This window comes from Pseudomonas sp. DTU_2021_1001937_2_SI_NGA_ILE_001 (assembly GCF_032463525.1).
GTDB lineage: Bacteria > Pseudomonadota > Gammaproteobacteria > Pseudomonadales > Pseudomonadaceae > Aquipseudomonas.
In genome coordinates this window covers 2,799,389-2,819,802 of record NZ_CP135971.1, presented here as the reverse complement: position 1 = coordinate 2,819,802, position 20,414 = coordinate 2,799,389, and the positions used below count along the sequence as shown (strand labels likewise).

Here is a 20,414-nt window from a genome sequence, read left to right as displayed (position 1 = left end):
GGCGCCTTCCTTGCCCGGCAAAATGGAGTCGCATCGTGCAGGTTTCGATCATTCACCGGCTGTGCCTGTTCGGCCTGGCCCTGTTCATGCCGCTGCTGGCCAGCGCCACCCCTACACCCCAGAACTATGGCGAGCTGGACCTCGACGCGTTCCAGAAAACGCCCCGGACCACCTGGAACATCGAAGACTTCTCCGACCGCTACCGCGCCACCCTGGAATTGAACGATGAGCAGGAAGTGTTCCGCCCCGGCATCCTGCGCGTGTACGACAGGCAGAGCGGTGCCGAGCTGATCCAGGTGAGTTCCGACGAACTGGTGCTGGCCATCGACGACAAGAGCGGTGACGTCAAAAGCAACGTCCACGAGCTGCCCTACGGCGAGCAGAGCGTGCTGATCTACGACGACTTCAACTTCGACGGCATCAAGGACCTGGCGCTGATGGACGGCCAGTTCAGCTGCTACCACGGGCCGTCGTTCCAGGTGTTTCTCGGCACCCCGGACGGCTTTCGCCACAGCGACTCGTTCACCGAGCTGGCGCAGAACTACTGCGGGTTCTTCGACTACGACGCCGAGAGCCGCACCATCAACGTTTCGGCCAAGGACGGCTGCTGCAGGCACTGGTTCAGCACCTACGAGGTGGTGAACGGCGAGCCGGTGCTCAAGGCCGAGCGGGAGGTCGACTACACCGGCGTGCCGGGCATCTCGACCCACACGGTGACCTGGGTGGTCGACGGCACCAAGGTCGTCAGCACCACGCAGATGTGGGAGGAAGACGACCAGCGCCAGGTGCTGCTGTCCTTCAGGTTGGTGCCTTCGGGCAAGCGCATCATGCTGTTCCGTCCCGACAAGACCTCACCGGTGTACTACGCCGCGGTGAATGACAAGGACGAGGTGGACCTGCTGTATCCCGAAGGCGACGCGCAAGCGCTGGAGTACTCCAGCGACCGCCATGTGCTGAGCTTCGTACGGGGTGACACCACCTACCGCATTCTCGGTGACGCCAAAGGCAAGCCGCTGAGCATGGAAGTGGTGATCAAAGGCAAGACCACACCGCTGAAACTGCAGCCGGGTTCGGTGCAAGGTTCGCTGTTGAAGGTCTGGGAGGCGATGCAGGAAACCGGGCCATGAAAGCAAGGCCTGGCGCCTGAGCGGATCTTGCCAGGCCTGTTCAGACCTTCTTTACATTGAGGACCAGCAGCACCTTGGCATGGATCGTCACGTCGTCGATCCTGGCCTGCTGGTCCTTGTGGCGGGTGTTGTCGGAGATCAGCCAGAAGTGCTCGGCATCGAGCATCTGCAGGCGCTTGATATACAGCAGGCCGTGCCAGCTGATGACGTAGATGCCTTCGCCGATGAACTCGTTGATGCCACGGTCGACGATGACCGGGTCCTTGTCGTTGATCGTACCCTCCATGCTCTGGCCCCAGCCGGTGATCACCGCCAGCGCCGCCGTGGAGGTGTAGCTCACGCCCTTGCCCTGCAGCACATCTTCGCGCACCACCAGGTTACGGATGGCTTCGTTGTAGTCGGCCGGCACCTGGCCGTGGCCCATGGCGGCGCGGATGTCGTATTGCGGAATCAGGATTTCGTCGGTACGCGGGCGCAGGGCCGAGGTGTCGACAGGCATGGCATCACCTTGCGAAACCGCTTCGTCGACCACTGCGAGGATCTTGTTGCGTGCCTGCTCTGAAAGGCCGTTGCCGATCTTGGCCAGCATCGAGCGAACCTGGTCCACAGAGGTGGAGGCCGGCGGCTCGGCAGGCGCCAGGGCGGGCAATGACGGTTGGCCGGATGGGGCGGTGCCTTCGGCCAGCCAGATGGGATCGACGCCGCAAATCTGCGCGATCTTCACCAGATAACCGCTTGTCCGGGACAGGCCCCGTTCGATTTCCGACACCGAGGCCTGCTTGATACCGGCACGCTCGGCAAGCTCCGATTGGGAGAGGCCGGCATTCTTGCGGGCCAGTTTCAGGCGGTCTTTAAGTTCCATAGCGGCTCAATCTAATGGCTAGCCTTTATTGTTGCAAAAAGGTATACCTGTGTCATAGAGTAAAGGCATACCTTTCGACGGAAGGATCGTCGGCAGGGCATTCCACAGCAAGGTTTGGCCACCAGCCAGGGGCCTTACAGACACGTGATACTGGAGGGGAGGGAATCGACATGAAAAAACGCACCTACGCAGGCAAGCCGATGGGTGACACCGAATGGCTGCTGGAGCAATGGGGATGGTGGCGCATGGACGGCGCCGGCATGCCGCGCTACATCTCGCCGCTGTATGCGCTGATACGCGATAACACACCCGGCCAGGGTGGCAGCAAGTCCTACACCCTGACCGACGACCTGGCGCTGGTCATCGACCACGCGGTGGCAAGGCTGACGGCCAGGGACCAACAAATGGGCGATTTCGTCTGGTTGTACTTCGGCGCCAAATACCCGGCCCTGCGCATCGGTCGTGAGGCCGGCCTGGGCGAAGCCAAGGCGCGGGAACTGATCAAGGCCGGTGTGGCCTGGATCGACGCGGCACTGGAAAACCTGCGCGAAGCGGCATGAAACCCTCCCTCCCACGGGTGATGCCGATGCCTTTTTGGCAAACTTGTTAGTTGAGCAAGCCTGAAGTTTTATCAGGCAACGATAAAAACGCTTTCCACGCGGATAAACCGGTGGTTTCATGTAAGCCTGTTCTGCAATGCACAGTGAAACAGCCACTCACCCAGCCCGACTTTGCGTCGGGCTTATTTGTTTGGTGTTGGCTGAACGGGCTGAAGTTTCAGCGCTTGATAAGTTTGCAAAAAAAATCCTGGCTGACGATAAAAAATGCTTTCCACGCGGATAAGCGGATGTTTTTATATAGCCTGTCCAGTAAACATTGATGCGGCGCCTGAACAAGCCCGGCCTGATGCCGGGTTTTGCATTTCAGTCAAGTCGATCATCATGGGATGGTGTAGGAGCTTGCTCGCGAAAAGCTGGCAAAGTCGCTGAGTTTGCTGTGAACGTGACGCCGCCTTCGCGAGCAAGCTCGCTCCCACGGTCTAACTGAGACAGTTGAAAAAAACATTCACGGGCCCAGGATAAAAAAGCTTTCCACGCGGATAACGCTGTTGTTTTATGTAAGCCTGTCCAGTCAAAACGCTGTGGCTAACGCGGCTTCAGCATCCTGTTCTACTTGTTGAGTCTTTTAATTTTTTCCGAGTTCGCCAGCAACTCCGGTGGCGTGTGCCTGTTTTCGGGCCAGTCGATAGTGGGGTTATATCTATGCTTAACGATTGTCGATGCGGTAAGTGCAACAAACTTCTCGCCCGCGTGGGTGAGTTGACCGAGCTCCAGATCAAGTGCTCCCGGTGTGGGACCTTGAATCATGTGAAGGCCGCGAGCCTCGAGCCGTCGCCTTTGAGCGACATGAATGCGGAATTCTCCGAGACAATCATTCGACTTAAAAGGTAAATAACATGGCACTGAATCTACGCAGCCTATCTAAAAACGGTCAATCCATTCTTCCCCCTATGACACTTTTGGGGGGGAGCCAATATCTGCAGTCTCCTAACGGGCGCTTCAAGCTACTGGCCCAAGAAGACCTCAACTTGGCACTGTATGATGGAGACTCAGCTGTATGGGTAGCCGATGCAAGCGTTCCTTATTCATCTCAAGTAGGGATGACTGTTCGGGATGATCCAAGCCCTATGGTTTATATGTACTACAACCTTAAGCTGCGTGATGGTGATCGTCGTCGGATCTGGAGCACTACGGGCTCTGATGTTATTGGCGGAAATCTGACTGACGCGGCGAGCCGAACCCATCTACAGCTTCAAGATGACGGAAATCTGGTTATTGTTGATCTCCTGCCATTGTGGGCGAGCAATATGTCGTTACCTGTTGCTCCAGACATTCCGGCAGTGTTTATACAGCCTGGGACCACGCTGCACCCGGGTGATTCTTTCGCTATCGGCAGTACGCAGCTACTTTTCCAGGCTGATGGAAACCTCGTTGTTTATGGCGCAGGCGGGGTTGTGCACTGGGCTTCTTACACGCAAAACCTAGGTGCTGTGTCAGCAGTAATGCAGCCTGATGGTAACTTTGTGATTTATGGGGCGGGGGGTGTCGCACTATGGAACAGCGGCACCCCTGGTCAGCCGAGTGCATACGGCCGCCTGCAGGCTGATGGTTCCTTTTCAATTGTGAGTGATCGCGTCTGCTGGGCTCGCTTCGGCTACACGCCAACGATCACTCCTACCCGGACGATGCCCAGATATTCGGGTAATCCTTATACTGATCCATGGAAAACGAAAGATTTCCCGGTCTGGACTTTCTGAAGACCTGATCAGTGGGATTGGACCCGGCGAAGGAACTGAGTTTTCTATTGCTCCTAATTCCATGCCACAAGGCCCGCCGTACGGCGGGCCTTTTTCATTTTCACCTCCCGAGAGGGAGAGCACTGGACGTCCGTTATGCCTGAAAAACCAGACTCCTGGGCTCGAATCTATCTGGCCCTCTCGGACCCTCTATGGCAGGGCGTGATCATGGCGGTAGTCATCGCGTTCTTGCGTGTGCTGTACGACGCAAGGGAAACCCGGCCCTGGCGAATCATCCTCGAGTCGTTGATCTGCGGTTGCCTGAGCCTGGTGGCGTCCACCGTCATCGAGTGGATGGCGTGGCCCGCCAGCCTGTCCGTGGCGGCCGGCGGCACCATCGGTTTTCTGGGGGTGACGGCCATGCGCGAGATGCTGCTGCGGGTCATCAACCGCAAGGCGGATTCGACATGAACATCGAGCCATTAACCATTGCCACCCGGGCCGGCAGCATGATGCGCATCGCCGCCGTAGCCCTGGTGATCATCATCGTCATGGGCCTGCTGATGGCCCTGCAGAGAATCGAAGTGGTCCGCCTGCAGGGCGACTTGGCCCTGGAGGCCAAGGGCAAGGCCGAGGCCGTGGCCGCCAATGCCGAAAGCCAGGCCACCATCACCACCTTGCGCGCTGAAGCCAAACGCAACGCCGACTACCAGGCCGACCTGGCGCGCCGGCTCAAGGCCAGCGAAAGCAAGGCCCGCCAAGCGAGGAAGGACTTTGAAGAACTCAAGCGCAACAGCAAGCCTGTGCGTGACTGGGCTGCTCAGCCTCTGCCTGATGGGCTGCGCGGCAAAGCCGGAAGTGCTCAAGAGCAGCGTGCTGCTGATCGAACCTCCCGAGCTGGTGCCGTGCGAGCGAATCAGTGAGGAGGAGGCCGGTGCACTGCAGAACAACGGTGACGTCTGGGCGTTGAAGGACCGGGCGATCAACCTACTGGACACCTGCGCCGACCAGGTCGATGCGCAGATCAAACGCAGCCAGAGCCGCTAGCTCCCGGGCTGACGGGGTACTGCTACGGCGTAATGCATCCTCGCTAAAACCAATACAGTTCAGTTCGTGGGAGCGAGCTTGCTCGCGAAGACGGCGTCACACTCACAGCAAACTCAGCGACCTTGCCAGCTTTTCGCGAGCAAGCTCGCTCCCGCAAGCCGGTCCTACCTGTCTGTGCTGCGTGACCTAGCGCGGCATGAAAGTACGCTGCCAGCGATGCGGGATGAACAGCGCGGCGAGGGCGAGTATCGAGGCCAGCCCGGCTGCCACGGCCATGGCCGCCAGGCCCAGGCGCTGTTCGATGAAGGCGCCTAGCGCGGCGCCGATCAGCATGCCGGTCCAGGGCACCAGCTGCACGCGCCAGCCCTGGGGGCGTTCGCCCAGCAGCCAGCGGCCCAGGCCTCGGCCAAAGCGTGACAGGGCGCCGGTGACGTAGGTCAGGCCGATGGGTAGGCCGTTGACTTGTTCGACCACGGCATTGAGCATGCCCATCGCCAGGATCGCCGCGACGAAGCCGACCTCGGGCTGGGGGTAGAAGCCGGCGAACAGCAGCAGCGCTGTGACCACGCCGAGCAGCGGGGCGGCGCGGTGCTGGAACCAGCGGGCGAGAATCACCCCGGCGGCGTTGCCCAGCACGAAGCACAGTACCGCCAGGCTCAGGCGCAGCACGCCGGGCAGGTCGCCGTCGCCGAGCGCCACGGCCAGGCGCGTGGTGTTGCCGCTCATGAAGGATACGAAATCGCCGGTGGCGAGCAGGCCGATGGCATCGGTCATGCCCGCGAGCACCGACAGCCCGGCCACCAGCCACAACCCCACGCGACCGCGCAGGCTGTGCAGGTGGCGGCGTCGGGCGCTGCTGTGCAGGGGGGTATTCGGAAGCATGCTGGAGACCGTCGCGCCGATGAAGAGGGCTGTTGAGCCTTGCAAGCAAGGCGCTGTATCAGCCGTTGAGTGGATCATGCGCATTGGCGCCCGCCAAAGTCGAGCGCGGCATTCGGCGTCAGACGTGCCACGTCGCCGACTGTGCACACCTAGCAGCTGCTGCGCACGTGCGCTTCCACGACTCTGGGCTCGTTCGGCGCAAGCGGCAGGGGCATGCCGAGGTCTTGCCCGATGCCACAGAATCCATCTGGCTCGTCGGTATCGATCAGGTTCACCAGTTGCACGCAATTACGCCCGCAGTTCTTGGCCTGATACAGCGCCTGGTCGGCGCGGATCAGCAGATGCTTGAGATGTTCGGCCCCGCGCGCGACCACCACGCCAATGCTCACCGTCGCGCAGATGGTGGTGGCTTGCCCGCCGTCCACAGGCGCCTGGGCGAAGCGCTGGCGGATCTCTTCGGCGATGCGCAGGGCTTCGGTTGCTGAGTTCACTGGCATCAGTACCGAGAATTCCTCACCGCCGATGCGCCCGATGATGCCCTTCTGGTCGAGGCAGCCGCTGGCCACCTGAGCGAAAGTGACCAGCACCTGATCGCCTGCGGAGTGGCCCCAGGTGTCGTTGATGCGCTTGAAGTGGTCGATGTCCAGCATCAGCACGGCCACCAGGCGCTTTTGCCGCATCAGCGAAGCCAGCCGCTTGGCGGCCTCGTCGTCGAAGGCACGGCGATTGAGCAGGCCGCTGAGCTGATCGTGGGAAGCCAGGTGCTGGACCTGGCGCAGCAGCTGCTTGCGAGTGGCGGTAATGATCGCCACGGTCAGCGGGGTGAGGGTGAGGAACAGCACGCCGATACGGATTGATTGCAGGTCTGCAATGGCCAGCGGCCAGGGTACCGAGAGGTCGAGGTAGTGCAGGGAAATCGCAATGATGGTCCAGCAACTGAACATCAGCGTGACCAGCGTGGAGCCGAACAGGTTGTAGGTCATCGCGCACCACAGCAGGGCCGGCACCGAGAACATCACCGCACCCGGGCCGCCGATGAGGATACCGGCACCACTGGAGAGGATCAGGGCCAGGAAGGGCGTGGCATGGCGAGCGCGGCGTCTGAGGCTGGTTCTGTCGCGGTAATCGCGCCATTCTTGCGGCCAGCGCCGGGGCGGCGTTGCGGTCAGCATCACCGGCAGGATGATCGCGTAATGCAACAGCTCGCCCATGAACCAGAAGTAGAAGCCATCCAGGAACGGCTTGCCGAAAATGTGCTGCATGGCCAGGGCCCCGATGGCGCCGGCACACAGCGAAGCGGCCACGCTGACCAGAATGAGGTGCAGCACCGACCGGCCGCTCAGCAACTGCCCATGCTGGGCCGACAGGCTAGAAAGCAGGACATAGGCAACCCAGGCACCCACGACATTGCCGAGGGTTAGCACAATGGCCTGGAACCAGGTGCTCCCGGTAACCAGGTCGGCGAGTATGAAACCGATGAATGCACTCAGCCAGGCCGTGGCACCGGCCATGTCGCGGTTACGGAACGCCAGGCCCGCCAGGATGGCGTTGGCTGGCCAGAACGACGACAGCAGGCCGCTTGGCCGCGCGAAGATCCCGCACAGCGCGGCGATGAAGACGATCAGCAGGAGCATGCAGGCTGCCTTCAGGCGCATTTCGACACCTCTTTCCAAAACGACCCTTGCTCCATGCGACGATCAGAGAACAATAGTGGCTATTTGATGTATATAGTTCCCTGCAAGCCCGGACATTTTTAGTGGATATGTTCGAAAACTCTTGGTGTGGAACGAACTTATCTGCGCGGCTGTCAGCTAGGCAGACACCCGCCAGTTTTCGTACGGCGGCGTAATCCTGGTTTCAACAACGTTTTTCAAGGCAATCAACGCAGCGGCCTGCGCAGTACGTGTGCGGCCCACGAGTCGTTGTGCGCACGCCGCAGTCCAAACCAGGCACAGCCACCCTGCGCAGGCCCCGACTGGCGGCCTTCATGCTTCAGGTACGTTATCCATGTCCGAGTGCGTTTCCGTGTTTGAAGAGGCCGCCGAACGGCCTTCCAGCGATGTGAACCTTCTGGTGCACGGGTATTCCCCCACGGCGCTGATCGAGCGCGAGCGCGAAGTGCTCGGGCAGATCGCCGCTGGCGTACCCCTGGCCGAAGTGCTCAACAACCTGGTGCTGGCGGTAGAGGCGCAGAGCGAGAACATGCTCGCCTCGGTGCTGTTTGTCAGCGACGACGGCCAGTACCTGTTGCACGGCGCGGCGCCGAGCCTGCCCGATGCCTACAACGAAGCGATCCATGGCATTTCCATCGGCGACGGCATCGGCTCATGCGGAAGCGCCGTGGCGCGTGGCGCGCCCGTGTTCGTCGATGACATCGTCACCGATGCGCTGTGGGCAGACTACGCGGCCCTGGCGGTTTCCCATGGCCTGCGTTCGTGCTGGTCGATGCCGATCAGGGCGGCCGACGGCGCGATCCTCGGCACCTTCGCGGTGTACTACGGGGAACCTCGTTCACCGACCCAAGGCGACATCGAGGCCATTGCAGTCATTGCCCAGACCGCTGCCCTGGCCATAGAGCGCCATCGCTCCGAGCAACGCCTGCGCCGCAGCAAGGATGAGCTGAGTGCGCTCAACCGCGAGCTGGAGCGCAAGGTCAACGAGCGCGCCACGCAGCGCAGCCGCACCTGGATGCTCAGCCCCGACCTGCTGTCGGTCATCGATGCCGAGGGCCTGATCGAGGCGGCCAACCCGGCCTGGCGAGCCACCCTGGGCTGGTCGCCGGAAGACGCGCCTGCCACGTTCTTTTCGTTCGTCCACCCCGATGACCTGGCGGCCAGCCAGGCGATTTTTGCCCAGGCGGTGCAGGGCCAGCCGGTTCTGCGCTTTGAAAACCGGGCGCGCCATCAGGATGGCAGCTACCGCTGGTTGTCCTGGGTGGCCGTACTGGAAGACGGCAAGGTGTACTGCAGTGCGCGGGACATCTCACCGGAGAAAGCGCAGGAAGCCGTGCTGGCCGAGCGCACCCTTGAGCGTGACCGGGCCTGGGGCCTGTCGCAGGAGCTGCTGGTGATCGCTTCGCCCGCCGGCGCCCTGGAGGCGGTCAATGCGCGCTGGACGGAACTCCTCGGTTGGGCCGAGCACGAACTGCTCGGCCAGCGCCTGTGCGAGCACATTCACCCCGATGATCGCGAGGCGAGTGCCGTGGCCTTCGACTCGGTTGTCGAGGCGCCGCTGACCGCGCCTCACGAAATGCGCATCCAGCACCGCAACGGCACCTACGAATGGTTCAGTTGGACCGCTACCTTCCAAGACGGGCGTATCTACGCCGCCGGTCGCCACGTGACCGCCGAGCGCGAGCAGGCCGAAGCCCTGCGTCAGTCGCAGAAGATGGAAGCCGTTGGCCAGTTGACCGGCGGGGTGGCGCATGACTTCAACAACCTGCTGACGGTGATTCGTTCGTCCACCGACCTGCTGCTGCGCGATGACCTCGACGAGCCGCGGCGTGCGCGTTACATCCAGGCCATTTCCGAAACCGTCGACCGCGCCGCCAAGCTCACCGGGCAACTGCTGGCCTTCGCCCGGCGCCAGGCGCTCAAGCCGGAGGTCTTCGCTGCCGGCGACAGCGTCAGGGCGATGTGCGCGATGATCAAGACGTTGACCGGCTCGCGAATCGAGGTGGTCGCCGATTTGCCAAGCCGCAGCTGCTTCGTGAATGCCGACCCCAGCCAGTTCGATACTGCGTTGGTGAACATGGTGGCCAATGCCCGTGACGCCATGAACGGCGAGGGTCAGTTGAGCATCGCCGTGCGTGCGGTGGAGTCCATGCCGACCATGCATGGCCAGCCGCCGATCAGCGGGCCCTTCGTTGCCTTGTCGATCACCGATACCGGCATTGGCATTCCGGCCAACCTGCTGGAGCGCATCTTCGAACCGTTCTACACCACCAAGGAGATCGGCCAGGGCACCGGCCTGGGACTCAGCCAGGTGTTCGGCTTCGCCAAGCAGTCTGGTGGCGAGGTCACGGTGGTCAGCGAAGTCGGCCAGGGCACCACCTTCACCCTCTACCTGCCGCGCGTCGAAGCCCCGGCTTGCACGCCCGAACCGCCTGTGGCCGACCAGCCGCTGGTGGTCGGCCACGGCACCCGGGTGCTGGTGGTCGAGGACAACCCCGATGTCGGTGCCTTCGCCACCCAGGCTCTGGCCGAACTGGGCTACGTGACAGTCCTGGCCACCGACGCCGACAGCGCCCTGGCCGAGCTGGGCGAGGATGCCGCCGGCTTCGACGTGGTGTTCTCGGATGTGGTGATGCCGGGCATGAGCGGCCTGCAGCTGGTCAACGAACTGCGCCAGCTCTACCCGCAGTTGCCGGTGGTGCTGACCTCCGGCTACAGCCACGTGCTGGCCAAGCACGGCACCGACGGCTTCGAGCTGCTGCACAAGCCGTATTCGGTCGAACAGCTGTCGCGGATTCTGCGCAAGGTCACCCAGAGCCGCGCCTGAGCGGCTCTGGAATGACATCGGGCATCAGCCCAACTGTACGGCCAGGGTGTCGAGGTGCTGAAGCAGGAAGCGCCTGTGGGCTGCGCCGGGCTGTTGCAGGTGCAGCAGCTCCAGCAACGGGTCTTGCACGGCGGTGCGTACCCCGGCCAGTTCCTCGATGACCGCCAGGCCGCAGAACGGCACGTAGGCCTCGGCGTAGCCACCTTCATGGACCATCACCAGGCGCCCGCCACAGTGACGTTCGGCGGCCTCGCGTAGCAGCGCGGTCATGGCCCGGTACGAGTCGCTGTGCAACAGCATGCGCGCCAGGGGGTCCACGGCGTTGGCGTCGAAGCCACAGGCCACCACGATCAGCTCTGGGGCGAAGCGCTCCAGGGCCGGCAGTACGATGCGTTGCATGGCGTGCAGGTAGGCCTCGTGGCCACTGCCGGCAGGCAGCGGAATATTCAGGTTGAAACCGGCCCCGGCGCCCTCGCCGCGATCCTCTGCGCCGCTGTAGCCCGGTGGATAGCAGTTCTCCTGGTGCAGGGAAATGGTCAGCACGTCGGCGCGTGTGGCGTAGATCGACTGGGTACCGTTGCCGTGGTGCACGTCCCAGTCGATCACCGCGACTCGGCCCAGGCCGTGCCGGGCCTTGGCGGCTTCGATGGCTACCGGGATGTTGGCCAGGAAGCAGAAACCCATGGCCTGGTCGGCCAGGCAGTGATGCCCCGGCGGGCGCGACAGCGCGTAGGCATTGTCGGCTTCGCCCTTGAGCACCGCATCCACCGCCGCGATGGCCATGCCCGCCGAGAGCCTGGCGATCTCGTAGGTGCCTGGGCCGATGGGCGCCTGCGGTCCCAGCTCGCCGCCGCCGGCCTCGCTCAAGGCCTTGAAGCGTTCCAGATAGTGGGCCGGATGGACGCGCAGCAGGTCCGCTTCATCGGCGGGGCGGGCCACCGGGCTCGACAACTGCCGGCCCAGCCCGGAGACATCCAGCAGGCTTTTCAGGCGCCGCTTGCTGTCGGGGGACTCAGCGAAGCTGGCGGCATTGGGCGGCTGCACCCAACCGCCCACAGGGAGGATCAGGGCATGCATGCCGGCGCTGTGCCAGAAACACAGTTCATCAGAGAAAAACGCGGTACGACGGGTCATGGTCGGGCTCCAGAGGGGGCAGTGACAGAGGAAGGCGAAGGCGCGCCGGCGCGAACCGCCAGCAGCACGCTCAAGGACAGGGCCAGGCAGGCAATGCTGCCGAGCAGCACGGCATTCATGCCCAGGCTGGACTCCAGCAACGGGCCGGCGAGCACCGGGCCCAGGGCCAGGCCGCCGCCGATCACCAGGTTGACGCTGTTCATCAACCGCCCCTGCGGATCCATGTCGGCTACGCAGGCGAGGATGAAGGGCAGGGCGAAGGTCCAGGTGTATTTGAACAGCAGCGCCGCGACGGCGAAGCGCGCCAGGTCCGGCAGGCCCAGCAGCAGCGCCACGGCCAGGGCCATCAGCCCATAGCCGGCCACCAGCAGCAATGGCCGCGGCCAGCGGGCGCCGATGAACGTGGCGCACAGTGAACCGGCGATGCCCAGCAGGGTGGCGACCGAGAGAATGCGCCCGCTGCTGGTCGGGTCGATGGCTGCCGCGCTGGCGATACTGCCGATGAAGGTCCACACCGCACTGAGCCCGACATAGAACAGCAGCACCGCGAGCAGGGCGCAGACGCCGACCAGCCGACTGCGGGCCACGGGCTGCTGGCCAGGACGCGGCGCCGGCGGCTGGGCGCGCGGCGGCAAGGCGGTGGCCAGCGGCAGGCAGGCCAGCATCAGCGCTGCCAGGCCCAGGTACAGCGCTCTGAGGCCGTAGCTGGCAAACAGCGGCGGCAATAGCCACAGCCCTACGGCGCCGAGAATCAGCTGGCCGCTGACCCACAAGCCATAGACCCGCTCGGGCTGGCGACTGCTGGCGGCGCTGGCGATGCACACCACCATCAGCGTGCCGCCGCCCAGGGCGCTGAGGATGCGCAGGCTCATCAACAGGCCATAGTCTGCCGTCCAGGCCGAGGCCAGGTTGGTGACGATGAACAGTACGGCGGCGGCCTGGGCCACGCGCCGCCAGTCGCAGCGGCGCTGCCAGTAGTAGGCCGGCAGGGTCGCCAGGCTCATCACCGCCAGTTCGGCGCTGAGCAGCTGGCCGATGCGCGCCGGGTTGAGGCCCAGTTGCAGCGCGTATTGGGTGGCCACCGCCGGGGCGGTCATCAGCACGGCCGGGACGATGGCGGCGAACAGCACGATGGCCGCCAGACGCAGCGGGGCAAGCCCCGTGGATTGGGCAACAGACATGGCAGGCTCCTTAGAACACGTGGACGAAACGCAGTAACAGGTTGTTCTGCGCGAAGGTGTTTTCGCTGGCCACGTTGCGGGTCAGGCCCAGCAGCACCTGGTTGCGGCTATCCAACCAATGACCGACCTCGAAGCCGACCTGGGTGTAGCGCTGGTGCGTGTCGTCCAGGCGGCGGCCCTGCAGTTGCAGCTCGCCGCCATCGGCGTGGATCAGGCGCAGCGCGCCGTAGGTGGTGGCGGTGAAGTCGTAGGAGGCGAAGGCCTGCAGGCGGTACAGCGGCTTCTGCTCCAGGTCCGAGCCGTAGTAGTCATCGTTCTTGCCGTAGAGGAAGGCTTCGATGTTGCCCTCGACCACCCACTTCTCGCCCAGGCCCTGGGTGTAGTTGTAATTGAGGTTGAGCATCCAGCGATTGGTGCCCGGCGAAACGTCCGGGTTGCGCCCGTGGTATTCGCCGAGCGGCACGCTGAGCATGGTCAGCAGGCCGCTGTAGGTACGGGTTTGCGGGTCGTTGATGAAGAACAGCGTGCCGCCCACCTGTGGGTCGCCCAGGCCGCGTTCGCTGCGGCTGCCGGTGGTGCCGGGCAGGGTCGCGTCGATGTCGGCGTAGGGAATGATGAACTGCGGCGTGCACAGGGTGCCGCAAATGTCGCTGAACCACAGTTGCCGGTAGGCAAAGGCGTTCACTGACAGCTCGGCCTTGCCGGTGGTGTCGGCCGGGCCGTGGTAGTTGTTGGCCCGGGTCAGCGGCAGGTAGGCGACCCCCAGGCTGGTGCCCACCGGGGCGGAGAAGAAGTCCCGGGCGTTGAGGTCGGCGGCCTGCAAGGGGGTGTAGGCCAGGCTGGCCGCCAGTGGCCAAAAGGGAGCGAAGCGTTTGAGCATGGGGGCGTTTCCTTGTCGTGGGTGGGCAGAAGCGGGCAAAGCTCCCCCAACCCCGCCAAGTGGTTGGCAGGGAGGGTGTGGCACGCGGGTCAGAGGGGTGGGGAGTGCAGGTGGCGGGCGATGCCGGCCTTGCTGTTCACGCCGAGCTTGGCGTAGATGCCGCGTATGTGATGGCGCACCGTGTTCGGCGCCAGGCCCAGCTCACGCGCGATTTCCTTGTAGGTGCTGCCGCCGCCGAAACGCTCGGCCACGTCGGCTTCGCGGGCGCTGAGCTGGTCGAGCACCGGTAGCGGGCTGGCGCAGAGCAGCAACAGGTCGCCCACTTGTGTGGAGGTAAGCTGCACCCGGCGGCCCCGGTAGCCTTCCGGGTGCACCTCGGTGGGTAATTGCGGGCCGCTCCACTGCGGCCACTCCAGCAGCAGCCGTTGCACGAAACCGTGCTCGGCGTAATGCAGCGTGCCAAAGCGGTCACACACCGCCAGGGCCAGGGTGAGCGGGGTGTCGAGGGTTTCGCGCAGCGCCACCAGGGCGCGGATCTGGTTGGCGCCTTCGGCGGCCACCAGGTGCGGCATGAGGTGGTCGAGCAGAAAGCGCTCGTGGTCGGTGAAGGCGGGCGCGCCAATGGCGCGGTACAGGGTCAGGTGTACGCGCAGCTGGGTCTGCGGGTCGATGTGGATGATGCACAGGAACTGCCCGAAACCATGCCGGCGCGCCAGCCACTTGAGCCCAGGCGTTGAATCGGCAGCCTGGCTGTCGACCAGCACCGAGCGTGACGGCTGGGCGTGGGTGAGGGCCACGGTGGGGTCCTGCTCGCGGATCGACTGCCAATCCGCCACGTACTGCGCCGGCAGGCCGAACACGTAGCTGCTGTGCTCATCGGGCAGACCTTCCACCACCGCCGCACGACCCCACCAGGCTTTGTCGAAGGCGATCAGGGCCTGGAGCTGCTGCAGGGCATGCTGATGGAAACCGGCCAGCGGCTGGTCCTGGGCGAGGCGCTGAAGTTCGAGGATCAGCCTGTTGAAAGTGCTGAAACTGAGCGAGACAAGGCGTGCGTCGTTGGGGCTCATGGGGCGAATACCTGGCTGCGACTTTGTTTTTATTGTTCGAGCTGTTTTCAGCTCTCAGTCATCAGTGGGCGGCCGGAGTGGGCAGGGCCTGGTGCCGAGTATGTGGCATCCATAAGGGGGCGGCCATCCTGCAGATGCAGGATGGGCGGCGCGGCTCGGCGGTTTCACGGCTGTTGCGCAGCGCGCGGAACCGCGGGCAGCGGTGTGTGTCAGAGCGATAGCTTGGTGCCACTATTTGCGCGACAGGACACTGATTCGCGGTGGCTGGCACCTCGTTCGCGCCATGGACAGGGCCGCCCCCATACCTCCCAGAGTACCCCCCCAAGATGCTTCCACTATTTCGCCCACGCGGCGAACGCCAGGCCCTCGACCAACTCATCGACAGCATCACCGCCAGCGGCGGCAACCAGGTCCGGGAAGGCGCCGGCTGGGCGCTGGTCCGCGAGGCCTGGACCGGCCAGGCACAGCAAGCCGCGCTGGACAAAGCGCGCATTCTGGAGCTGGAGCGCGAGTTGGAAACCGCTCGCAATCTGCTGGCCGAGGCCGATGCGTCGGCCAGCGCCGCTGCTACGCGCTTCGACCTGGTCAATCGCGCCTCCAGCGAAGGGCTGTGGGACATGGAAGTGGTGGCTGGCGACCCGGTGAACCCGCGCAACCGCTTCTGGTGGTCGCCGCAGATGCGCGCGATGCTGGGTTTTCGCGACGAGCAGGATTTCCCCAACGTCCTGGCCAGTTGGGCTGACCGTCTGCACCCGGACGACAAGCAGGCCACCCTCGACGCCTTCGCCCGTCACCTCAATGACAAGACCGGCAACACCCCCTATAAGGTCAAGAACCGCCTGGCGCTGAAAAACGGCACCTACCGCTGGTTCTACGCCCAAGGTGAAACCCTGCGCGACAGCCGTGGCATGCCGCTGCGGGTGGCCGGTTCGCTGCGTGACATCCATGACGAACTGCAGCGCGCCGAAGAGCACGACGTGATCATCACCCGCTTCGAACTGGCCCGTGAGATGCTCTCCGACGGCCTGTGGGACATGGCGGTCATCGCCGGAGACCCGGTCAACCCGAGGAACCCCTTCTGGTGGTCGCCACAGTTCCGCCGTCTGCTGGGCTTCGAGACCGTCGAAGAATTCCCCGACGTGCTGGACAGTTGGGCGTCGCGCCTGCACCCGGAAGACAAGGAGCGCAGCATCGCCGCCTTCCAGGCCCACCTCACCGACCGCAGCGGCAAGACCCCGTTCGATATCGAATACCGCCTGAAGATGAAGAGTGGCGAATATCGCTGGTTCCGCGCCCGCGGCCAGACCAGGCGCGATGCCCAGGGCGCGCCGCTGCGTGTGGTGGGGGCGCTGGTGGACGTTGAGCTGCAGCACCAGCAACAGGCCATGCGCGAAGCCGAGTCGCAGCACCAGCGCAGCCTGGAAGCCAACATCGCGCAACTGACGCAGATCGTCACTACCATCCAGAGCATCGCCAGCCAGACCAACCTGCTGGCCCTCAACGCGGCCATCGAAGCCGCCCGCGCTGGCGCGGCCGGGCGGGGCTTCGCGGTAGTGGCCGACGAAGTGCGCAAGCTGGCGACCCGCACCACCGAAGCTACGCAGCAGGCGGCGGACATGATGCGTTCCTGAGGCCAGTGCAAGGCCTCAGGGGCGCGAGCAGTGGCGGCAGCGGGCTAGGCTGGCCGAGTGGGCGCTGGCTGCTCAGCCCGCGCCTGCAAGGCCTGAAGGAATTCCGCTGCCAGGTGATGCGCCCAAGGATAGGCGCTGAAGCCGGCCAGGTAGGCGCAATGGCTGCCGCGTGAAGTGACTGCCAGCAGGGTGCGCGGCATGTTGGCCATGGCCTCTTGGTGATCCTGCACGTTGTCCAGCACGCAGACCGGGTCGTCTTCGGCATTGAGCACCAGCAGCGGGATGCTGACGTGGGTCATCACCGATATCGGGTTGCAGTGCTCGAGAAAGGCCTGGTGGCTGGGGTAACCGGCGCATTCGTACAGGTGCTGGTGAAATTCCTCCAGGCTCTGCGCATTCTCCAGGGCGGCAAAGCTCGACAGGTGCGCCAGGGTCTCGCGGTTTGGGGTGACGAACTGGCGCACCAGCTTTCGCGCCATCAGCCGGGTGAAGGGCGCCCGCGAGCGGGCGAAGGCAACGCTGATGTCATAGCCCGGGCAATAGGCGAAGGCGCCACGCAGCGGGGTGTCGGCGCCCTGTTCGCCGAGGTAGCGGATCAGCAGGCCGGTGCCGGCCGAGATACCGGCAGCGTAGAGCGTGGAGTGCGGGTAGCGCTCGCTGACCACGCGCAATTGCTCGCGCAGGTCGTCGGTGTCGCCCATAGTGTTGAACCTGGCGCTGGTCAGCGGCAGGGTGCCATGGCCGCGCCGCTCACAGAACACCACGCGCCAGCCGGTCAGCCGCTGCAGGTCGCCGACGAAGCCGCGCATGCTGTGCGGCGAGCCGGTGATGGTGTGCAGCACCACCAGGGTTGGCACCTGCGGCGGCAAATCGGCACCCAGCCAGTGCAGCGCCGTGGTGCCGCCATCGGTCATGCGCAGGGTGTCGGTGCGGTCGTATTGCAGGCGCGGCGCGAAAGCTTTTTTTAGCCCAAGGCCGAGCAGTTGCAAGTGGCCGTTGAACAGCCAGGGCGTGACCCAGAAGCGCTGGCGCAGGCGCGGCAACTGGGCGAGCAGCTGCTGGTTTTCCGGGTTGGACTGATAGACCAGCTGTGGCTTGCGCGCCGCCGTGCGCAGGTAGTGGATCACCAGCCCGACAGCCAGCAGGGTAACGACGAGGGTCCAGAACGACATGAAAGGTCCTTGAAACAGAGAGCGGCCAGCGGTGCAGCATACCTGCACCGCTTGAGGCAGGACTACGGTATCGCTGCCGGGCAAGGCCACGCGGGACCCGCCTGACCCGGCCCTGCCTTCAGGTGTCTGAACGACGCGGCGTGCTACAGAATCGCCGTTGGCCTCGCCCCCAGGCCTGTCGACGCCACGCCGAGATGTCCGCTCGTCGATCACCCCCGCACTTCTGCCTGGCACGCTGCCTCTGACCTTCAAGCACGCAGATTTCCTGCGGTGTAGAAAAGGAGCGTAGCCATGGTGAACGAAAACAACGGCCCGGACGCCGCCTACCCTGGCCCGGCAGAGCAAGCCCCGGACACCCCTGAAAGCCCCACCCCCGGCGTCGACCGCGCGCCTTCCGAGCCCCAGCAGGGCCAGGAGCACGAGCCCGACAGCGAACGACCGGTGGACTGGAACCCGCCACCGGGTAACCCCGGCTCCGACCAGGACGCCCAGACCCAGCGCGACAATGGTGGGGCGAAGACCGACAGCCTGATCGACGCGGAGTAGCGAGCATGCACAGCGATGAACAGCGTGGGGGCCAGCCCGGCGCAGAAGGCGACAGCGTTGCCGGGCAAGACCAGCCGCCCGAAAAGCCCGACAAGGACGCCGAGCATGACGGCCCGCACCCCAGCCAGTACCCCAACTCGCTGCCGCCTTCGCACTATGCGGATGAGGACGAGTGAGGCTGACTCGCCCGCTTTCACCAGAAAAACGCCAGAAGCTTACGGTGGGTGACCCCGGACCTGTTGGAGCGAGCTTGCTCGCGAAAAGCGGGCAACACTGTACCTGCTGTGAACGTGATGCATCCATCGCGAGCAAGCTCGCTCCAACGGTCTGATCGACCAGCAGTGGGTCTAATTGCAATACTGTTCGGTTAGGCCGGGTAGGAGCGGCTTCAGCCGCGAAGCTGCCGCATGTTCACAACAGATGCAGTAAATTTCCTGGCCCTTTCGCGGCTAAAGCCGCTCCCACCGAGCCCCGTGACGCCTCTGACCAGTATTGGGCCTAGCTGGCAAACACCAACCCCGAGGAGCGCAGCAGTTCCTGGGTGTAGGGCTGTTGCGGTGCGGCGAAGATCTCGCGGGATGCGCCCTGTTCGACCACCTTGCCGTCCTTGATGACGATCAGGTCATGCGCCAGGGCGTGCACCACGGCCAGGTCGTGGCTGATGAACAGGTAGGTCAGCCCATGGCGAATCTGCAGGTCGCGCAGCAGGGCGACAATCTGCTTCTGCACGGTGCGGTCCAGCGCCGAGGTGGGTTCATCGAGCAGGATCAGCTCCGGCTCCAGCACCAGCGCGCGTGCGATGGAAATGCGCTGGCGCTGGCCGCCGGAAAACTCGTGGGGGTAGCGGTGGCGGCTGGCCGGGTCCAGGCCCACTTCGCCCAGCACGCGAATCACCGTTTGTTCACGCTCGGTGGGTGTGCCGATGCCGTGGGTGACCAGGCCTTCGGCAATGATCTGCGCCACGGTCATGCGCGGGCTGAGGCTGCCGAACGGGTCCTGGAACACCACTTGCAGCCGACGCCGCAGCGGGCGCATCAGGTGCTGGCTGTGCAGGCTCAGTTCCTTGGTGCCAAAGCGAATGCTGCCCTCGGAGTCGATCAGGCGCAGGATGGCCTGGCCGAGCGTCGACTTGCCCGACCCCGACTCGCCGACGATGCCCAGGGTCTTGCCCTTGAGCAGCTCGAAGCTCACCCCGTCCACGGCCTTCACGTATTGCGGCTCGCGCTTGAACCACGCCTTGCCCAATGGAAACCAGACCTTCAGGTCTTGCACCGACAGCAGGGTGTTGGTGTGCGGTGAGGCCACCGGTTCGCCGTCGGGCTCGGCATTGATCAGCATTCGGCTGTAGGGATGCTGCGGGTTGTCGAACAGGCTCTGGCAGTCGGCCTGCTCGACGATCTCGCCTTGGCGCATCACGCACACGCGCTGCGCGATGCGGCGCACCAGATTTAGGTCGTGGCTGATCAGCAGCAGCGACATGTTCAGGCGCTGCTGCAACGACTTGAGCAGTTCGAGGATCTTCACCTGCACGGTGACGTCCAGTGCGGTGGTGGGTTCGTCGGCGATCAGCAGGTCGGGTTCGTTGGCCAGGGCCATGGCAATCATGACCCGCTGGCGCTGCCCGCCCGACAGCTGGTGCGGGTAGGCCTTCAGGCGCGCCTGCGGGTCGCGGATGCCCACCAGTTCCAGCAGTTCCAGGGTGCGCTGCCGGGCCGCCTTGCCCTTGAGGCCCTTGTGGGTGACGAGGATTTCACCGATCTGCTTCTCCACCCTGTGCAGCGGGTTGAGCGAGCTCATGGGCTCCTGGAAGATCATCGCCACGCGATTGCCGCGCAGGCTGCGCAGTTGTTTGTCGCTGGCGCTGACCAGGTCGAGCCCGTCGTAGCGAATCGAGCCCTGGGTGCTGACGTGCTTGGCCGGCAGCAGGCGCAGGATCGAATGCGCGGTGACCGACTTGCCCGAGCCGGACTCACCCACCAGCGCCAGGCATTCGCCGCGGCGGATGTCGAGGCTGACCCCGTGCACCACTTCACGGCCGTTGAAGGCGACGCGCAGGTCGCGGATTTCAATCAGGTTGTCTTGCATG

At 64.3% G+C, this 20,414-nt stretch carries 19 protein-coding genes and 2 pseudogenes; 12 read left to right on the top strand and 9 right to left on the bottom strand.

The features are described 5' to 3' along the window. Positions 1 to 86 precede the first annotated feature (86 nt). The gene (locus RRX38_RS12090) at positions 87 to 1,127 is read left to right on the top strand and encodes an XAC2610-related protein (RefSeq protein WP_410524904.1); all 1,041 of its coding nucleotides are present in this window, start codon (positions 87 to 89) and stop codon (positions 1,125 to 1,127) included. Between the two features lie 40 nt (positions 1,128 to 1,167). Here the strand turns inward: RRX38_RS12090 and RRX38_RS12085 are convergent, their stop codons facing one another. After that, entirely contained in the window at positions 1,168 to 1,989 is an 822-nt protein-coding gene (locus RRX38_RS12085; protein ID WP_315959417.1) for an XRE family transcriptional regulator, read from the bottom strand. Positions 1,990 to 2,159: 170 nt separating this feature from the next. On the opposite strand from RRX38_RS12085, the gene RRX38_RS12080 reads away from it, so the two are divergent. The 6 genes from RRX38_RS12080 to RRX38_RS12055 all read left to right on the top strand — a co-directional run bounded on the left by RRX38_RS12080 (position 2,160) and on the right by RRX38_RS12055 (position 5,332). Then, the gene (locus RRX38_RS12080; RefSeq protein ID WP_295475176.1) at positions 2,160 to 2,549 is read left to right on the top strand and encodes an antiterminator Q family protein; all 390 of its coding nucleotides are present in this window, start codon (positions 2,160 to 2,162) and stop codon (positions 2,547 to 2,549) included. A 702-nt stretch (positions 2,550 to 3,251) separates the two neighbouring features. Continuing rightward, complete coding sequence (locus RRX38_RS12075) at positions 3,252 to 3,440, top strand: Com family DNA-binding transcriptional regulator (protein ID WP_315959416.1); 189 nt, start codon at positions 3,252 to 3,254, stop codon at positions 3,438 to 3,440. Positions 3,441 to 3,445: 5 nt separating this feature from the next. Continuing rightward, a complete protein-coding gene (locus tag RRX38_RS12070; protein ID WP_315959415.1) occupies positions 3,446 to 4,306 on the top strand; it encodes a putidacin L1 family lectin-like bacteriocin in 861 nt (286 codons plus the stop codon). Positions 4,307 to 4,441: 135 nt separating this feature from the next. Beyond that, positions 4,442 to 4,756, top strand: coding sequence for a phage holin, lambda family (locus RRX38_RS12065; RefSeq protein WP_315959414.1), 315 nt, complete (start codon positions 4,442 to 4,444; stop codon positions 4,754 to 4,756). 41 nt (positions 4,757 to 4,797) lie between these two features. Next, on the top strand, positions 4,798 to 5,208 hold the full coding sequence (locus RRX38_RS12060) for a hypothetical protein (protein WP_315962671.1): 411 nt from the start codon (positions 4,798 to 4,800) through the stop codon (positions 5,206 to 5,208). Continuing rightward, positions 5,120 to 5,332, top strand: coding sequence for a hypothetical protein (locus tag RRX38_RS12055; protein WP_295475187.1), 213 nt, complete (start codon positions 5,120 to 5,122; stop codon positions 5,330 to 5,332). The genes RRX38_RS12060 and RRX38_RS12055 overlap by 89 nt, the downstream gene beginning before the upstream one ends. Before the next feature lie 186 nt (positions 5,333 to 5,518). Here the strand turns inward: RRX38_RS12055 and RRX38_RS12050 are convergent, their stop codons facing one another. Beyond that, positions 5,519 to 6,214, bottom strand: a complete 696-nt coding sequence (locus RRX38_RS12050; RefSeq protein ID WP_315959413.1) for a YoaK family protein — start codon at positions 6,212 to 6,214, stop codon at positions 5,519 to 5,521. Positions 6,215 to 6,363: 149 nt separating this feature from the next. Further along, positions 6,364 to 7,869, bottom strand: coding sequence for a diguanylate cyclase (locus RRX38_RS12045; RefSeq protein WP_315959412.1), 1,506 nt, complete (start codon positions 7,867 to 7,869; stop codon positions 6,364 to 6,366). A 352-nt stretch (positions 7,870 to 8,221) separates the two neighbouring features. On the opposite strand from RRX38_RS12045, the gene RRX38_RS12040 reads away from it, so the two are divergent. Next, entirely contained in the window at positions 8,222 to 10,714 is a 2,493-nt protein-coding gene (locus RRX38_RS12040) for a PAS domain-containing protein (protein WP_315959411.1), read from the top strand. A 24-nt stretch (positions 10,715 to 10,738) separates the two neighbouring features. Here RRX38_RS12040 and RRX38_RS12035 read toward each other — a convergent pair whose 3' ends face one another. From RRX38_RS12035 to RRX38_RS12020, 4 genes are all read right to left on the bottom strand, one after another. Then, the gene (locus tag RRX38_RS12035; protein ID WP_315959410.1) at positions 10,739 to 11,848 is read right to left on the bottom strand and encodes a class II histone deacetylase; all 1,110 of its coding nucleotides are present in this window, start codon (positions 11,846 to 11,848) and stop codon (positions 10,739 to 10,741) included. Beyond that, on the bottom strand, positions 11,845 to 13,029 hold the full coding sequence (locus RRX38_RS12030) for an MFS transporter (RefSeq protein ID WP_315959409.1): 1,185 nt from the start codon (positions 13,027 to 13,029) through the stop codon (positions 11,845 to 11,847). The genes RRX38_RS12035 and RRX38_RS12030 overlap by 4 nt, the downstream gene beginning before the upstream one ends. Before the next feature lie 10 nt (positions 13,030 to 13,039). Next, the gene (locus tag RRX38_RS12025) at positions 13,040 to 13,909 is read right to left on the bottom strand and encodes a transporter (RefSeq protein ID WP_295475205.1); all 870 of its coding nucleotides are present in this window, start codon (positions 13,907 to 13,909) and stop codon (positions 13,040 to 13,042) included. A gap of 89 nt (positions 13,910 to 13,998) precedes the next feature. Continuing rightward, the gene (locus RRX38_RS12020; protein ID WP_295475208.1) at positions 13,999 to 14,979 is read right to left on the bottom strand and encodes a helix-turn-helix transcriptional regulator; all 981 of its coding nucleotides are present in this window, start codon (positions 14,977 to 14,979) and stop codon (positions 13,999 to 14,001) included. A gap of 326 nt (positions 14,980 to 15,305) precedes the next feature. Here RRX38_RS12020 and RRX38_RS12015 point away from each other — a divergent pair. Further along, positions 15,306 to 16,328: pseudogene (locus RRX38_RS12015) on the top strand (PAS domain-containing protein); the annotation flags it as partial. After that, positions 16,317 to 16,586: pseudogene (locus RRX38_RS25045) on the top strand (methyl-accepting chemotaxis protein); the annotation flags it as partial. The pseudogenes RRX38_RS12015 and RRX38_RS25045, both read left to right, overlap by 12 nt. A gap of 68 nt (positions 16,587 to 16,654) precedes the next feature. Here the strand turns inward: RRX38_RS25045 and RRX38_RS12010 are convergent. Continuing rightward, on the bottom strand, positions 16,655 to 17,782 hold the full coding sequence (locus RRX38_RS12010) for a YheT family hydrolase (protein ID WP_315959408.1): 1,128 nt from the start codon (positions 17,780 to 17,782) through the stop codon (positions 16,655 to 16,657). A gap of 291 nt (positions 17,783 to 18,073) precedes the next feature. Here RRX38_RS12010 and RRX38_RS12005 point away from each other — a divergent pair, with 291 nt between their 5' ends. Together RRX38_RS12005 and RRX38_RS12000 are read left to right on the top strand one after the other, a co-directional pair. After that, entirely contained in the window at positions 18,074 to 18,328 is a 255-nt protein-coding gene (locus RRX38_RS12005; protein ID WP_315959407.1) for a hypothetical protein, read from the top strand. Between the two features lie 5 nt (positions 18,329 to 18,333). Next, positions 18,334 to 18,504, top strand: coding sequence for a hypothetical protein (locus RRX38_RS12000; protein WP_315959406.1), 171 nt, complete (start codon positions 18,334 to 18,336; stop codon positions 18,502 to 18,504). A 322-nt stretch (positions 18,505 to 18,826) separates the two neighbouring features. Here the strand turns inward: RRX38_RS12000 and RRX38_RS11995 are convergent, their stop codons facing one another. After that, positions 18,827 to 20,413, bottom strand: a complete 1,587-nt coding sequence (locus RRX38_RS11995; protein ID WP_315959405.1) for an ABC transporter ATP-binding protein — start codon at positions 20,411 to 20,413, stop codon at positions 18,827 to 18,829. Between the last annotated feature and the right edge of the window lies 1 nt (position 20,414).

Coding starts and splice junctions, on each gene's coding strand:
- RRX38_RS12045 (WP_315959412.1), bottom strand. CDS start 7,869: ATGCGCCTGAAGGCAGCCTGCATGCTCCTGCTGATCGTCTTCATCGCC.
- RRX38_RS12050 (WP_315959413.1), bottom strand. CDS start 6,214: ATGCTTCCGAATACCCCCCTGCACAGCAGCGCCCGACGCCGCCACCTG.
- RRX38_RS12000 (WP_315959406.1), top strand. CDS start 18,334: ATGCACAGCGATGAACAGCGTGGGGGCCAGCCCGGCGCAGAAGGCGAC.
- RRX38_RS12065 (WP_315959414.1), top strand. CDS start 4,442: ATGCCTGAAAAACCAGACTCCTGGGCTCGAATCTATCTGGCCCTCTCG.
- RRX38_RS12070 (WP_315959415.1), top strand. CDS start 3,446: ATGGCACTGAATCTACGCAGCCTATCTAAAAACGGTCAATCCATTCTT.
- RRX38_RS12040 (WP_315959411.1), top strand. CDS start 8,222: ATGTCCGAGTGCGTTTCCGTGTTTGAAGAGGCCGCCGAACGGCCTTCC.
- RRX38_RS12025 (WP_295475205.1), bottom strand. CDS start 13,909: ATGCTCAAACGCTTCGCTCCCTTTTGGCCACTGGCGGCCAGCCTGGCC.
- RRX38_RS12020 (WP_295475208.1), bottom strand. CDS start 14,979: ATGAGCCCCAACGACGCACGCCTTGTCTCGCTCAGTTTCAGCACTTTC.
- RRX38_RS12085 (WP_315959417.1), bottom strand. CDS start 1,989: ATGGAACTTAAAGACCGCCTGAAACTGGCCCGCAAGAATGCCGGCCTC.
- RRX38_RS12075 (WP_315959416.1), top strand. CDS start 3,252: ATGCTTAACGATTGTCGATGCGGTAAGTGCAACAAACTTCTCGCCCGC.
- RRX38_RS11995 (WP_315959405.1), bottom strand. CDS start 20,413: ATGCAAGACAACCTGATTGAAATCCGCGACCTGCGCGTCGCCTTCAAC.
- RRX38_RS12030 (WP_315959409.1), bottom strand. CDS start 13,029: ATGTCTGTTGCCCAATCCACGGGGCTTGCCCCGCTGCGTCTGGCGGCC.
- RRX38_RS12010 (WP_315959408.1), bottom strand. CDS start 17,782: ATGTCGTTCTGGACCCTCGTCGTTACCCTGCTGGCTGTCGGGCTGGTG.
- RRX38_RS12080 (WP_295475176.1), top strand. CDS start 2,160: ATGAAAAAACGCACCTACGCAGGCAAGCCGATGGGTGACACCGAATGG.
- RRX38_RS12090 (WP_410524904.1), top strand. CDS start 87: ATGCCGCTGCTGGCCAGCGCCACCCCTACACCCCAGAACTATGGCGAG.
- RRX38_RS12005 (WP_315959407.1), top strand. CDS start 18,074: ATGGTGAACGAAAACAACGGCCCGGACGCCGCCTACCCTGGCCCGGCA.
- RRX38_RS12055 (WP_295475187.1), top strand. CDS start 5,120: ATGGGCTGCGCGGCAAAGCCGGAAGTGCTCAAGAGCAGCGTGCTGCTG.
- RRX38_RS12060 (WP_315962671.1), top strand. CDS start 4,798: ATGCGCATCGCCGCCGTAGCCCTGGTGATCATCATCGTCATGGGCCTG.
- RRX38_RS12035 (WP_315959410.1), bottom strand. CDS start 11,848: ATGACCCGTCGTACCGCGTTTTTCTCTGATGAACTGTGTTTCTGGCAC.